The sequence below is a fragment of the Pseudomonas sp. F2 genome (genome assembly GCF_057174385.1).
The window spans coordinates 561,396-574,822 of record NZ_CM169904.1 but is presented as its reverse complement, the minus strand read 5'-3'; the positions used below and the strand labels follow the sequence as shown (position 1 = coordinate 574,822).

The following is a 13,427-nucleotide window of genomic DNA, read 5'->3' as shown; positions in this document are numbered from 1 at the left end:
AAAGATTGCAGCGTACCGCAGCTCCTACAAGGGCAATCGGAGCGACTTGGTACGTGTTGTGCAAACGTTTGCGACCTGCCTATATCGGCTTTTTCGTAACAAAACCGTACAGACCCGCAGAACCCGGGCCTTGATCCGCAAAAAAAGGACTTTGAATGCACGCTGCTTCCCTTCTTCGCGCCCCGTTTGCGCGCACGTTTGCTGTTTCCCTGCTACTGACCGGCGTTACCGGAGTTCTCAGCCACAGCGCATTGGCGCAACCGGCGCTGCCCGACGAATCGGCCCAGGGCGAAGCCCTCAGCCCGGAAGCTGCCCCGGCGAAAAAAGGCGCGTATCTGTCGGACTGGTACAACCAGGACCTGACGTTGATCGGCAGCAAGGACATCAGCTTCGGCCCGCAACCGGCCGATGACATCTATCTGGAATACGAGTACTTCGGGCGCAAGGGGCCGTTCGAGCTGTACGGCTACATCGACATTCCGAAGATCTTCAACATCGGCAACAGCCACGACAAAGGCGTGTGGGACCATGGCTCACCGGTGTTCATGGAGCACGAGCCGCGCATCTCCATCGACTACCTGGCCGGCCGCAGCCTGGCCATCGGCCCGTTCAAGGAATGGTACGTGGCGTTCGACTGGATCTACGATCACGGCAGCCGTAAAGAGAACCGCGCCAACACCCTGTACAGCGGCTTCGGCACCGACATCGACACCCATTCGCGGGTCAACCTGTCGGCCAACCTGTACGGTCGCTACCAGTGGGAAAACTACGGCGCGAGCAATGAATATTCGTGGGACGGCTACCGCGCGCAGCTCAAGTACATCGTGCCCATCGACAAATTCAGCAATGGCGCGTCGCTGACCTACATCGGCTTCACCAACTTCGACTTCGGCTCCGACATCCACAAGGACAACCCGGCGCGCACCGCCAACGCCACGGTGGCGACCAACGTGCTGTTGTACTCGTTCACCCACTTGCGTTTCACCCTGGTCGGCCGTTATTTCCACAACGGCGGCAACTGGGAGGACGGCAGCGAGCTGAACTTCGGCGACGGCAATTTCCGCGCACGTTCCAACGGTTGGGGTTACTACGCCGGCATCGGCTACCAGTTCTGAATTCAGGAGATTTTCATGCAAGCAATGACGCGTCTGACTTTGGCCGCTGCGGCCCTGCTCTCTTCCACGGCGTGGGCGGCGCAAGCGCCGATCCAGCCGAAAGTGGTGCTGATCACCATGTTCGCCCCCGAGGCGCAGCACTGGATCGAGCGCCTCGATCTGCAACAGGAAATCCGCGTGCCGGGCCTGTCCGCCGAGTACCCGACCGTGCGCTGCAACGCACAACAGGTGTGCCTGCTGACCACCGGCATGGGTCAGACCAACGCCGCTGCTTCAACCCTGGCACTGGCCCTGTCGCCGAAATTCGACCTGCGCAAAAGCTACTTTCTGATCGCCGGGATCGCCGGCATCAGCCCGAAACACGGGACCATCGGCACCGCCGCGTGGGCGCATTACCTGGTGGAGTTCGGTACGCAATGGGAGCTGGATTCGCGCGATGCGCCGGCGAGCTGGCCGACCGGCTACCTGGGCATCAACACCAAGGGACCGAACGAAAAACCGCCGCTGGACTACAAGACCGAAGTCTTCGAACTCAACCCGAAACTGCAAGCCAAAGCCTTCGCCCTGAGCCACAAGGTCGAGCTGAGTGAAAGCAAAGAGTCGGCGGCCTGGCGCCTGAAATACCCGTCGTCCCCGGCCAACCAGCCGCCAGTGGTTACGCGCTGCGACACGCTGGCAGGCAACACCTGGTTTTCCGGTACGCGCCTGAGCGAACGCGCGGAGGTCTGGACCCAATTGCTGACCGACAACAAGGGTGAGTACTGCACCACGCAACAGGAAGACAACTCCACTTACGAAGCCCTGTTGCGTGCCAGTCGCGAAGGCCTGGTGGATGTGCAGCGTCTGGCCGTGGTGCGCGCCGGTTCCGACTTCGACCGCCCGGCGCCGGGCGGCAGTGAAGTGGACAACCTGCTGAAGTACGCCGATCAGGGCGGGTTCGTGCCGGCGCTGGAAAACCTCTATCGCGCGGGTAATCCGCTGGTGCAGGACATTCTGAAAAACTGGTCGGCGTGGGAAAACGGCGTTCCACAATCCTGAGCACAAAACGAGCCCTGTGGGAGCTGGCTTGCCAGCGATGGCGCCAGTTCAGTCAATATCTTGATCGACTGTTCTACCGCTATCGCTGGCAAGCCAGCTCCCACAGGCTATGCGGTGTCTGGAAGATCAGGGAATCAGGATGACCTTGTCCCCACTCCCATGATTCACCTCTGCATAGCTCTGCACTCCCTGCGCCAAAGGCACTTCCACCCACACCTGCGGCAACGGCAACAGCCCCTCATCGAAGAACCGCCCAAACTGCTCCAGCATCACCGCACAGGCTTGCACGCCGTATAGCAGCGAGTTGATCCCGACCACCGAACCGCCCTTGCGATACAACGCCAACGCCGGCAACTGCACATGGCCGTCGACCGGTGCGGCGATGATCGCGATGCGGCCGAACGCTGCCAGTGCCGCCACCGAGGCGGGCAGCCAGAAGCCGGTGGTGTCGAAGATCACGTCAGCGCCGCCGCCGTACACCGCGTTGACCTGCGCGCCGAGGTCTTCGGGCTTATCCAGCTGAATCGTCGCATAGCCCTGTGCCTGCAACGCCTTGACCTGCTCCGGTCGCCGCGCTGCCGCGAGGATCTGCGCACCGCGCACCTTGGCCAATGCCAACGCCGCGGTCGCCACCGCACCACCGCCGATCACCAGCAAACGGGTTTCAGCGCTCACCAGGCTGCGCTCCAGTGCATCCCAAGCGGTGGTGTAAGGCACGCCGAGGCTGGCTGCCTGAGCGAAGCTCAAGTGCGACGGTTTGTGCGCCACGCCGTTGGCCGGCAATTTGACGAATTGCGCGTGCGAACCATCGGCAAAAAAGCCCAGTTCGCGCCCGGTGCCCCAGACTTCCTGACCGAGCAACGCCTGCGGGCCTTCGACCACGACACCGGCAAAATCGCGCCCGGGAATCCTCGGCAACGTGGTGTAGGGAAAACGCCCGAGCACGTTCTTCACATCGCTGGGGTTCAGGCCGGCGGCCTTGATCTCGACCAGCACGTCATCAGCGCCGGGCATTGGGGTCGGTACGTCGACGAAACGCAGGGAGGACAGATCGCCGGTTTTATCGAATTGCAGTGCTTTCATGAGGACATCCACCAAAGGGAAAAAAAAGACATTCAGGACAACCAACCGGCGACCAGTTGCCGGCCCAGCGGCCACAGCTGCTCACCCGCGAGCATGCCCAGCAGCCCCACCAGCGCGATGGCCGGTGGCGCCGGGGAACGGAAATCCAGCGCGCCATAGAGCAGGCCGACACCCAGACCGATGGCCAGCGAAATCAGGTAGTTCATGGAAAACTCCGCCGCGTGAAAGGAATGGGCAGAGTCTAGGGAAGGATCGGCAGAGGTGTCGGCCAAGGACTTCTGAATTTCGGCCAAAAGACCGACATCCCCCTGTAGGAGCTGCCGCAGGCTGCGATCTTTTGACTTTGATTTTGAAAACAAGAACAAAAGATCGCAGCCTGCGGCAGCTCCTACAGGGATCGGGTTCAGGCCGTGGAGAATTGCGAAGGCGCCACACCCAACTCACGCCGGAACATGTCACTGAAACTGCTCGGCGAATACCCCAGTTCCCGAGCAATCGCGCTCACCGGCACGCCCTGAATCAACTCGGCCACCGCCGTCGCCAGTTGCACCTGCCGCCGCCATTCGGCGAAGCCCATGCCAAGGCTGTCCTTGAACAACCGCGCCAGCGTGCGCACGCTGGCCCCGGCGTTTTCCGCGTGCTGCTCGAACGGAATGTCCAGCGACGGCGCCGCCATCACCGCCTGACACAGGTTCATCAGGCGCCGGTCGGAATCGTCGGGCAGCGGGATCTTCAATGCCGAGCGCCGGGCACGCTTGAGCTCCAGCAGCGCCAGCCCGACCAAGGCGTCGTAATAAGCCGGCTCGCCGCTGTCACCCTGCGCCACCAAACCGACGATCAACTCGCGCAACAAACCACCGACCTCGATCACCTGCACGGTCGCATCCAGCGTCGCCGCCAGCGCCGGGCGCAGGTAGATGTTGCGCATCTGCAAGTCCGAGACCACGCGAATTCCGTGCGGCACTCCGGGCGGCAACCACACCGCGCGCTGCGGCGGCACCACCAGCGCCTCATGCGGGGTCTCGACCCACATCACCCCGCTCATCGCATACAGCAACTGCCCCCAGACATGCTCATGCGGCTCAATAAACAAACCACGCGGATAGGTACGCGCCAGCGGTTGCACCGGCACATCGGTATCCGTCAGATCGGGGGGTGCGGCGAGGGCCATGGCGAGTATTCATTGGGGTTGGCGAAAGGCGCATGGTAACCAGTCGGTCACAGCGTCGCCAACGATAGATACCGTCGGACAATCCGAGTGAATTTTCCCGACGCGCCGCGATCCTTCTAATACCACAGGGAGGAATACGGGCTTTATGAACAACGCAAAACTGTTTGTCATCGATTACACCCTTCACGGCACGCCCAAATCGTTCATTATCCGCTCGGACAAAATGGACAACGCCGAGGCGTGGCACTGGGCAAGCTGTGATGCCGGCGTGGGTCGCATCCCGCGTTTCGGCCGGGAAAAAGTGCAAAAGACCAGCAAACCGATGGCGGAGAAATTCGGCGTGGAAAACGTCACATGGCGACCGGCGAGCTAGACTCTCGCCAGGCAATGGGGACTCTTCGGGGGCGTACACAATGACCAGCATCTTCAGCCCGGCGCATCTGGATTATGGCCTGGACACCCTTTTTGGACGTATCACCAGAAGCGTGGACTGTCAGGTGGGTCTTGAGGCTGTCGAAGACGACCCCTATCGCTTCGCCCTGCGCGTACCGGCGCCGTTACCGGAGGACCTCGACCAGGCGAAAACCGTGGTGGTCAGGGTCGAAGGCCGGCGTCTGCAAGGCACGGTTCGCCAAACCGAACGGCTGAATGATGAAAGCCTGAAACTGCAAGTGGAGCCTGATTAGGCTCCACTTTTTTTGCGCGCGGTTATTTGGGGTGGGCGCAATGACAGCCTTTGCTTGAACACTCTTCACCGCCCTTGTGGTGGTGCGCGCAAGCCTCGCAGCAATAGTGTTTGCCGTGCACGGCGTAGGCGTGTTCGCCTTCCTTGATGGTGCATTTGCAGTTGGGGCAGTCGCATTTTCTATCGGGCATGGGGGCAGACTCCTTTTTGGATGGTTGTCTGGGCTTGTGGGATAAGCCGTAAATAGCAGTGTAGGAGCTGCCGAAGGCTGCGATCTTTTGATCTGGTGTTTTTTGCGGGATTGGGGTGTATATCCGTTTCTTCGGGTGCTGGCGATATCGGGTGAATATCCGTTTCTTCGGGTGCTGGCGATATTGGGTGAATATCCGTTTCTTCGGGTGCTGGCGATATTGGGTGAATATCCGTTTCTTCGGGTGCTGGCGATATTGGGTGAATATCCGTTTCTTCGGGTGCTGGCGATATTGGGTGAATATCCGTTTCTTCGGGTGCTGGCGATATTGGGTGAATATCCGTTTCTTCGGGTGCTGGCGATATTGGGTGAATATCCGTTTCTTCGGGTGCTGCCGCTGGCGGTTTCGCTCTTACAGCGAGTCACCTTTTCCAAACGCCGAAAAGGTAACCCAAAAGGCTTTGCCCCGGCGTACGGCACTTCGCCGAGGCTCAGTGTTCCCTCGCTACGGTGCCCATCCGGGGGCATCGCCTACGGTTTGCTTCGCTGCACCTCCTCTCGATGTATGCGGCTTCGCCGCACGGCGCTGCGCGCCTACCCCCGGATGAACACCTTCGCTCGGCCTGCCGAAGGGGCTGAAGATCAAAAGCCAGATCAAGAGCCAAAGCCAAAGCCAAAGCCAAAGCCAAAGCCAAAGCAGATCAAAAGATCGCAGCCTTCGGCAGCTCCTACATGGGATCGGGTGTTTTCAGTTAGAGATTGGTCGGCTGTCAGGCCGCCATCGCTGGCAAGCCAGCTCCCACAATTTTATTCGTGCACACCCCATGCGGCGAAGCCGCCCCACTCAACACGATGAGCGTTAGCTCGAGTACCGCTCTTGATCTGAGGGCCCGTCGGCAGGCTGAGTGGAGGGATTTATCCGGGGGTGGGAGCGCAGCGACCGTTTGGCGCAGCCAAACACAGCGAGAGGAGGTGCAGCGAAGCAAACCGTAGGCGCTGCCCCCCGGATGAATCCCGCAGCGAAGGAACCCGAGCCTGAGCGAGGGCCGAACGTCAGGGTAAAGCCCTTTGGTTACTTTGGGGCGTTTGCCAAAGTGACCCGCCGTCAGGGCGGAACCCTAGGTGGCCGTTACCGCAGCAACGGATATTCACCCAAATCTCAATCAGAACGACGAACACTGCTGCGATACATAAAAACCAAAGCCAACCCCAGACAAACCATCGCCAACACCCGTGAAGACGAAAGCTCGATCGCCGGGTTCCCCAGCCAGCCAAAATTATCGATCAACATCCCCATCCCCAATTGCCCGACGATCACCGCAACAGTCGCCACCGCCGTACCCACGACAGGCACAGCACCGACCATGACCATCATGTAAACCACACCAAACAGCGCCCCGCAGACCTGCCACTTCGGTACATCGAGCAAACTCACCGCATGCGCCGGTTCAAAAAACACAATCAACAACCCGGTGATCACCGCCCCGACAAAAAACGTCAGCAAACTACTGCGCAACACCCCGACGCTTTCACCGAGGCGTCCATTGATCGCCGCCTGCACACTCAACACCGCGCCAGCCAACACCACCACTGCCAACAAAATAACCAGACTCATCTCTTCAACCCCGCGCAATCAGAACCAATGCCACCACAATCAACGCCAACGCCAGCCAGCGCTCGGCGTTGACCTTCTTGCGCGTCGCGCCGAACCAGCCGAAATGGTCGATCAGTACACTCTTGCCGACCTGCCCCGAGAGAATCGCGATCATCGTCATCGCAATCCCGATATGCGGCGTCGCCAGGGTCAGCACCACCACGTACATCGGCCCCAGAAATCCTCCGATCAACTGCCAGCGCGGCAGCTCGGTCAGCGCTGGGCCTTTCTGGGGGCCGGCGAACAACAGCAGCAAAAACAGAATCGCCGAGCCCACACCGAAGATGCTCAAGGTCGCCCACAGATGCCCGACTTGCTCACCCAATGGCCCAAGCAATCCGGCCTCCACCGACAGGCCCATGCCGGCCAGAATCACCAGCGGCAGCAACAACAGGCGCAACCACGACCGGGTAGCCGGTGCCGCCCCACTTACTTCATCCAGCGTTTGCATATTCAAATTCCCCTGCAAGTAAACGATGGCGCGGATTATCGGCTGGCGCCGCTGTGCGATAAATGGGAGCATCCAGACAACACTTTTGCGCAACTCGCACAACAGGACAGATTCATGCACGGGCTGAACGAACTGGGGTTCAAGACGTTGAGGCTGTTTGTGGCGGTGCTCGACCACGGCAGTTTCTCTGAGGTCGCCCGTCGCGAGGGCGTGGCGCCCTCTTCAATCTCGCGGCAGATCCAGTTGATGGAGCAGGCGCTGAACCAGCAACTGCTCTACCGCCATACCCGTGCCGTGACGCCGACCGAGGCCGGGCGCATGCTCGGCCACCATGCGCGGCTGGTGCTGGTGCAACTGGAAGAAGCCGAACAGGCGCTGCAGGAGCAGCAAAGCGAACCCACCGGGCTGGTGCGCATCAATGCGCCGGTGGTGTTCGGCCAGCGTCACCTGACGCCGTGGCTGGGGAAATTGTGCGCGCGCTATCCGAAGCTGCAACTGGACATCCAGCAGACCGACCATTACGTCGACCCGCTGCAGGAAGGTGCCGACCTGCTGTTTCGCATCGGCCCGCTGCACGATTCAAGCATGCAGGCGCGGATTCTGGCACCGCACAGTTTTCAGGTCGCCGCCAGTCCGGCCTATCTGCAGCGCCACGGCACCCCGCAACACCCGGAAGATCTGGCGCAGCACCAGTGTCTTGCCTACAAAGGCGCAACCGGTCAGCAGCGCTGGTTCTTTCGTCAAGGTCAGGGCGACTGGACGCCGTACTCGGTCAAAGGCCCGATCACCGGCAACCACGCCGACACTCTCACCCAGGCCGCCGAACAAGGCCTGGGCCTGGTGATGTTTCCGTCATGGCTGATTGGTGAGGCGGTGCGTGAAGGCACGCTGGTGCCGGTGTTGCGCGAATATCAGGTGTCCAACAGTCTGGAGCCGCAGCAGATTGCGGTGCTGTGGCCGGGTAGCCGAAGGTTGTCGGTGAAGGTGCGGACGGTGATTGATTTCTTTGTCGAGTGCTTTGGTGAAGTGCCGTACTGGGACAGACCTTGATAGATCAATTGTCACAGTCTCTGTGGGAGCTGGCTTTCCAGCGATGAGGCCGGCACATCCGACATTGATGTCGACTGACAGGACGCCATCGCTGGCAAGCCAGCTCCCACAGGATTTTGAGTCGAACTCTCGATTGCGTCAGATGCGGAACTGGCCCACCAGCTTGCCCAACCGCTGCCCCAGCTCCGCCAGACTGCGCGAAGTCTGCGCGCCCAACTGGGTCTCATCCGCCACGCTGTCCACCGCCACGGCGATCTGATGCACGCTGCGGTTGATCTCTTCGGCCACCGCCGTCTGCTCTTCCGCCGCACTGGCGATCTGCGCGTTCATCGAATTGATGGTCGCAATCAGCTCGGCCATCGCATCCAGCGACGCGCCAGCCTGATTGGCTTGCGCCGAGGTGCCATCGCCCGCCTCGCTGGAGCGGCGCATCGCCTCGACCGCCGACTGCGTGCCCGCCTGCAAACGATCGATCATGCCCTGAATTTCCTGGGTGCTGATCTGCGTGCGGCTGGCCAGTGCCCGCACTTCGTCCGCCACCACCGCAAAGCCACGCCCGGCCTCCCCGGCCCGCGCCGCCTCAATTGCCGCGTTAAGTGCCAGCAGGTTGGTCTGTTCGGCAATCGAGCGGATCACTCCGAGCACGCCGACAATCGACGACACGTCTTGCTGCAGGCTGTCGAGCGATACGCCGCTGCTGCGAATGTCATCCACCAGCGCATGAATCTGTTTGATGCTGCCGGCCACCACGCGCTTGGCGCTCTGGCCCTCCTCGTCGGTCTGCTGCGCGGCCACCGCGGCGTTCTGCGCGCTTTTGGCGACTTCCTGGGCGGCGGCGGACATTTCGTTGATCGCCGTGGCAACCTGATCGGTCTCGTGACGCTGACGCTCCATCGCCTGATCGGAACGCTGGGCCTGATCCGACACTTGGGTCACCAGGCCGGTCAGTTGCGTGGTCATCTCGGTGATCTGTCGCACCAGGCCGTGGATCTTGTCGACGAAGCGGTTGAACGAGCCGGCCAGTTCGCCGAGTTCATCCTGGCTGGTGATGTTCAGCCGGCGGGTCAGATCGCCCTCGCCTGCGGCGATGTCGTCGAGGTTGGCTTTCATCAGGTTCAGCGGCCGCAAAATGGTGTTGGCCAACAGCATGCCCGCTGCGGCGATCACCAGCAGCACCAGCACAGCCACGCCGACGATGCTGAGGATCACGCCTTGCATACGCTCCTGCACTTGCGCCTCGACCACCGCCACTTGCGCCTCGATGCCGTCGAGGTTGACCGACGTGCCCACCGCCATGTCCCACTTTGCCAGGTATTCGGTGTAGCCGAGTTTCGGCACCAGCACGTTGGCATTGCCCGGCAGTGGCGAGCTGTATTGCAGATAGTGGGTGCCGTCCTTGGCTACGCTCACCAGGCCGCGATTGACGTAAACCCCGTTGGGGTCGCGGTTGTCCTTGAAGCTTTTGCCCACACCTTCCGGGTCGTTGGCCTTGAACAGGCGCACGGTCTCGGAGTCGTAGCCGAAGAAGTAGCCGTCCTTGCCGTAGCGGATGCCCGACAGCAATTTGATCGCCTGCGCCCGCGCCGCGTTATCACCGGGGGCGGCCGCGTCGTACAGCGGTTTGATCGTGGTCATCGCCACGGCGACGTAACTTTGCAGCGTGGCCTTGGCGTCGGCGAGCAGGCGTTCGCGGGTCTGCTCGACCTCGGTGTGCGCCTGCTGCTGGAGGATGAACAGCGTGGTCAGACTGATGACCAGCGCAAAGAGCAGCACCGGCAGGACAGCAAGGGACAGGACTTTGGCCTTGAGACTCAAGCGCATTGGGGGGCTCACTCTTTTGGTTTTATTGGCGTGGTTAAAGGCGTTAACGGCACGCAATAGCAAAAGTTGAGTCTGCAGACACTGTATCTCCCTGTGGGAGCGGGCTTGCCCGCGATGGCGGTGTGTCAGCCACATAAATATTGAATGTGCCGACGCCATCGCTGGCAAGCCAGCTCCCACAGTTTTCAGGGTGTCAGAGGACCATCGCCGCCACCCAGCCGAACGCCAGCAACGGCAGGTTGTAGTGCAGGAAGGTCGGGACCACGGTGTCCCAGATGTGGTGATGCTGGCCGTCGATGTTCAGGCCGGAGGTCGGACCGAGTGTCGAGTCCGAGGCGGGCGAACCGGCGTCGCCCAAGGCCCCGGCGGTGCCGACGATGCAGACAATCGCCAGCGGGCTGAAACCCAGTTGCACGCACAGCGGCACGAAAATCGCCGCCAGAATCGGCACGGTGGAGAACGACGAACCGATGCCCATGGTCACCAGCAGCCCCACCAGCAACATCAACAGCGCGCCGATGCCCTTGCTGTGATTGATCCACGACGCCGACGATTCGACCAGGGTCTGCACTTGCCCGGTGGCCTTCATCACTTCGGCGAACCCGGACGCGGCAATCATGATGAAACCGATCATCGCCATCATCTTCATGCCTTCGGTGAACAGGTCATCGGTCTCACGCCACTTGACGATGCCGGACACCGAGAAAATCAGGAAACCGACCAGCGCCCCGATAATCATCGAGTCCAACAGCAGTTGCACAATGAACGCCGCCGCAATCGCCACACCGGCGATCATCAGGCTCAGCGGGTTGTACTGCACGGCCACTTGCTCGACCTGCTCGATTTTCTGCAGATCATAGACGCGTTTCTTGCGGTAGCTGATGAACGCCATGGCCAGGCCGAACAGCATGCCCAGCGCCGGAATGCCCATGGCGTGGGTGACGTTGATGCCACTGATGTCGACGCCGCTGCGCGCGACGTTGGCCAGCAGGATTTCATTGAGGAAGATGTTGCCGAAGCCCACCGGCAGGAACATGTACGGAGTGATCAGGCCAAACGTCATGACGCAGGCGATCAACCGGCGATCGAGTTGCAGCTTGGTCAACACATATAACAGTGGCGGCACCAGCAGCGGAATGAACGCAATGTGGATCGGCAGAATGTTCTGCGAGGCAATCGCCACCACCCAGAGCAGGCCGATCAGCAGCCATTTGACGCTGCCGCCCCCGGTCGCGTGTTGCCGATCGACCATCGCCAGCGCCTTGTCGGCCAGCGCATGGGCCAGGCCGGACTTGGCAATCGCCACGGCGAACGCACCCAGCAATGCGTAGGACAAGGCCACGGTTGCGCCGCCACCCAGACCGCTGTTGAACGCCTTGAGCGTGGCATCGATGCCCAAACCACCGGTCAGGCCACCGACCAGCGCACCGACGATCAGGGCGATCACCACGTGCACACGGGACAGGCTGAGGATCAGCATGATGCCGACCGCAGCAATCACTGCATTCATTTCATTACCTCAAAAACACGGCGATGACATCACCACCGCCAGACAGGATGAGTCCGCCAACGGTTAACCGGCGGATTGGCAAAGAGGGTCTTATTAGAAGGGCGCGCACTGTGCCGCAGAGTGGCGATGGTGTCAAAGCAACCGAATGCAACAACCGATGAACCACCCTGTAGGAGCTGCCGAAGGCTGCGATCTTTTGATCTTGTTTTTAAAAATCAAAATCAAAAGATCGCAGCCTTCGGCAGCTCCTACAGGGGATTGGTTGCATGCGGCAATCGGTCATATTGCGCTTGAACAATAAAGAAAGCCGAAACGCGGCCGTTACAGTGCAAAGTCTCAGATATTTATCGAATAAGGACGTCTCCATGTCGCTCAGACAACTTTCCATTCAATGGAAAATCACCCTGCTCGCCGGCCTGTGCCTGGCGGGCATCGTGACCCTGCTGGTGGGTCTTTCGCTGTATCGCATGGAGCACAGCTCCGAGCTGGTGAAGGCTTCGAGCATGGAGATGCTGACCGAGTCGGCCCAGGCGCGCATTGAATCGCAAGGCGAAGTGCAGGCTGCCGGGATTCGCCAGCAGTTCATGGACGCCTATCAGTACGGTCACGGTTTTTCGCGTCAGGTGCTGTTCCTGCGCGAGCAGGCCGAGAAGCGCTTTCTCGACGCCTTCGACCTGCGCGAAGACATGACCCGTCAGGTCAAGTCCGCGCTGCAGGCCAACCCGGAGCTGCTCGGTCTGTCGCTGGTGTTCGAAGCCAACGCCTTGGATGGCAAGGATGAACTGTTCGCCGGTCAGGCTGAACTCGGCAGCAACGACAAGGGCCGCTTCGCCTTGTACTGGTCGCAGCCGACTCCCGGCAAAGTCACCTCGATGGCCCTGCCGGAAAGCGACATGACCGACACCAGCACCGGGCCCAGCGGTCAGGCGGCCAATGCCTGGTTCACCTGCCCGCGCACCACGCTCAAACCGTGCGTGATCGAACCGTACTTTTATGTGATCGACGGCCAGAACGTGCTGATGACCAGCATCGTCTTTCCGCTGATGGTCAACGGCAAAGTCATCGCCTCGCTGTCGGTGGACATCAATCTCAACAGCCTGCAGGCGATCAGTCAGGGCGCGAGCAAAAAACTCTACGACGGCCAGACCGCCGTGAGCATCATCAGCCCCACCGGCCTGCTCGCCGGTTACAGCCCGGACGCCAGCAAGCTGAGCAAACGTCTGGATGCCGTGGACACCGTCAGTGGCGCCGAACTGCTGCGTCAACTCGGCGCCAGCAGCAGCGTCAGCAGCCTGCACAGCAACGGCCAGTTGAAAGTGCTGTCGCCGTTCCAGCCGATCCCCGGCGGCCCGTCGTGGGGCGTGTTGCTCGACGTGCCGGAAAAGGTGCTGGTCAGCCGCGCCGAAGCACTCAAGCAGCAACTGGATGCGAGCAACCACTCCGGCACCCTGATCGAACTGAGCCTCGGCGTGCTTGCGGCGCTGATCGGCCTGTTGCTGGTGTGGCTGATGGCACGCAGTGTGACCAGACCGATCCTCGGCGTGGCCAACATGCTTGAAGACATTGCCAGTGGCGAAGGCGATCTGACCCGCCGCCTGGCCTACGACAAAAAAGATGAACTCGGCCAATTGGCCGGCTGGTTCAACAAATTCCTCGACA

The 13,427-nt window shown here is 60.9% G+C and carries 14 protein-coding genes and 1 pseudogene; 7 read left to right on the top strand and 8 right to left on the bottom strand.

Features of this window, described 5'->3' with window-relative positions; all coding sequences use genetic code 11:
* Positions 1-155: 155 nt before the first annotated feature.
* Together AC193Q_RS02455 and AC193Q_RS02450 are read left to right on the top strand one after the other, a co-directional pair.
* Positions 156-1,115, top strand: a complete 960-nt coding sequence (locus AC193Q_RS02455; protein WP_121184643.1) for a nucleoside-specific channel-forming protein Tsx — start codon at positions 156-158, stop codon at positions 1,113-1,115.
* Between the two features lie 15 nt (positions 1,116-1,130).
* Entirely contained in the window at positions 1,131-2,153 is a 1,023-nt protein-coding gene (locus AC193Q_RS02450; protein ID WP_121184641.1) for a purine-nucleoside phosphorylase, read from the top strand.
* Positions 2,154-2,279: 126 nt separating this feature from the next.
* On the opposite strand, the gene AC193Q_RS02445 is transcribed toward AC193Q_RS02450, so the two are convergent.
* The 3 genes from AC193Q_RS02445 to AC193Q_RS02435 form a co-directional block, all read right to left on the bottom strand.
* The gene (locus tag AC193Q_RS02445; RefSeq protein WP_121184639.1) at positions 2,280-3,236 is read right to left on the bottom strand and encodes a quinone oxidoreductase family protein; all 957 of its coding nucleotides are present in this window, start codon (positions 3,234-3,236) and stop codon (positions 2,280-2,282) included.
* A 32-nt stretch (positions 3,237-3,268) separates the two neighbouring features.
* On the bottom strand, positions 3,269-3,442 hold the full coding sequence (locus tag AC193Q_RS02440; protein WP_073471384.1) for a DUF1427 family protein: 174 nt from the start codon (positions 3,440-3,442) through the stop codon (positions 3,269-3,271).
* 197 nt (positions 3,443-3,639) lie between these two features.
* On the bottom strand, positions 3,640-4,407 hold the full coding sequence (locus AC193Q_RS02435) for an AraC family transcriptional regulator (RefSeq protein WP_179294929.1): 768 nt from the start codon (positions 4,405-4,407) through the stop codon (positions 3,640-3,642).
* Positions 4,408-4,552: 145 nt separating this feature from the next.
* On the opposite strand from AC193Q_RS02435, the gene AC193Q_RS02430 reads away from it, so the two are divergent.
* Complete coding sequence (locus AC193Q_RS02430) at positions 4,553-4,780, top strand: DUF6555 family protein (protein ID WP_003223528.1); 228 nt, start codon at positions 4,553-4,555, stop codon at positions 4,778-4,780.
* Positions 4,781-4,820: 40 nt separating this feature from the next.
* Positions 4,821-5,093: a hypothetical protein gene (locus tag AC193Q_RS02425; protein ID WP_121184637.1), complete on the top strand. Its 273-nt coding sequence runs from the start codon at positions 4,821-4,823 to the stop codon at positions 5,091-5,093.
* Positions 5,094-5,115: 22 nt separating this feature from the next.
* On the opposite strand, the gene AC193Q_RS02420 is transcribed toward AC193Q_RS02425, so the two are convergent.
* Entirely contained in the window at positions 5,116-5,283 is a 168-nt protein-coding gene (locus AC193Q_RS02420; protein ID WP_080963240.1) for a metallothionein, read from the bottom strand.
* A gap of 87 nt (positions 5,284-5,370) precedes the next feature.
* On the opposite strand from AC193Q_RS02420, the gene AC193Q_RS02415 reads away from it, so the two are divergent.
* Positions 5,371-6,138 carry a hypothetical protein gene (locus AC193Q_RS02415; RefSeq protein WP_483879106.1) on the top strand — a complete coding sequence of 256 codons (768 nt, stop codon included), beginning with the start codon at positions 5,371-5,373 and terminating at the stop codon, positions 6,136-6,138.
* Between the two features lie 303 nt (positions 6,139-6,441).
* On the opposite strand, the gene AC193Q_RS02410 is transcribed toward AC193Q_RS02415, so the two are convergent.
* Positions 6,442-6,897 (bottom strand): DMT family transporter, encoded by a 456-nt coding sequence (locus AC193Q_RS02410; RefSeq protein ID WP_121184635.1) that lies wholly within the window; start codon positions 6,895-6,897, stop codon positions 6,442-6,444.
* A gap of 4 nt (positions 6,898-6,901) precedes the next feature.
* Positions 6,902-7,387 (bottom strand): DMT family transporter, encoded by a 486-nt coding sequence (locus tag AC193Q_RS02405; protein WP_121184632.1) that lies wholly within the window; start codon positions 7,385-7,387, stop codon positions 6,902-6,904.
* 114 nt (positions 7,388-7,501) lie between these two features.
* Here AC193Q_RS02405 and AC193Q_RS02400 point away from each other — a divergent pair, with 114 nt between their 5' ends.
* Positions 7,502-8,437 (top strand): LysR family transcriptional regulator, encoded by a 936-nt coding sequence (locus AC193Q_RS02400; RefSeq protein ID WP_095667019.1) that lies wholly within the window; start codon positions 7,502-7,504, stop codon positions 8,435-8,437.
* Between the two features lie 138 nt (positions 8,438-8,575).
* Here the strand turns inward: AC193Q_RS02400 and AC193Q_RS02395 are convergent, their stop codons facing one another.
* Complete coding sequence (locus tag AC193Q_RS02395; RefSeq protein WP_121184630.1) at positions 8,576-10,258, bottom strand: methyl-accepting chemotaxis protein; 1,683 nt, start codon at positions 10,256-10,258, stop codon at positions 8,576-8,578.
* A gap of 193 nt (positions 10,259-10,451) precedes the next feature.
* Positions 10,452-11,768: a Na+/H+ antiporter family protein gene (locus tag AC193Q_RS02390; protein ID WP_041070854.1), complete on the bottom strand. Its 1,317-nt coding sequence runs from the start codon at positions 11,766-11,768 to the stop codon at positions 10,452-10,454.
* 266 nt (positions 11,769-12,034) lie between these two features.
* On the opposite strand from AC193Q_RS02390, the pseudogene AC193Q_RS02385 reads away from it, so the two are divergent.
* Positions 12,035-13,423, top strand: a pseudogene (locus AC193Q_RS02385) (PDC sensor domain-containing protein); the annotation flags it as partial.
* Between the last annotated feature and the right edge of the window lie 4 nt (positions 13,424-13,427).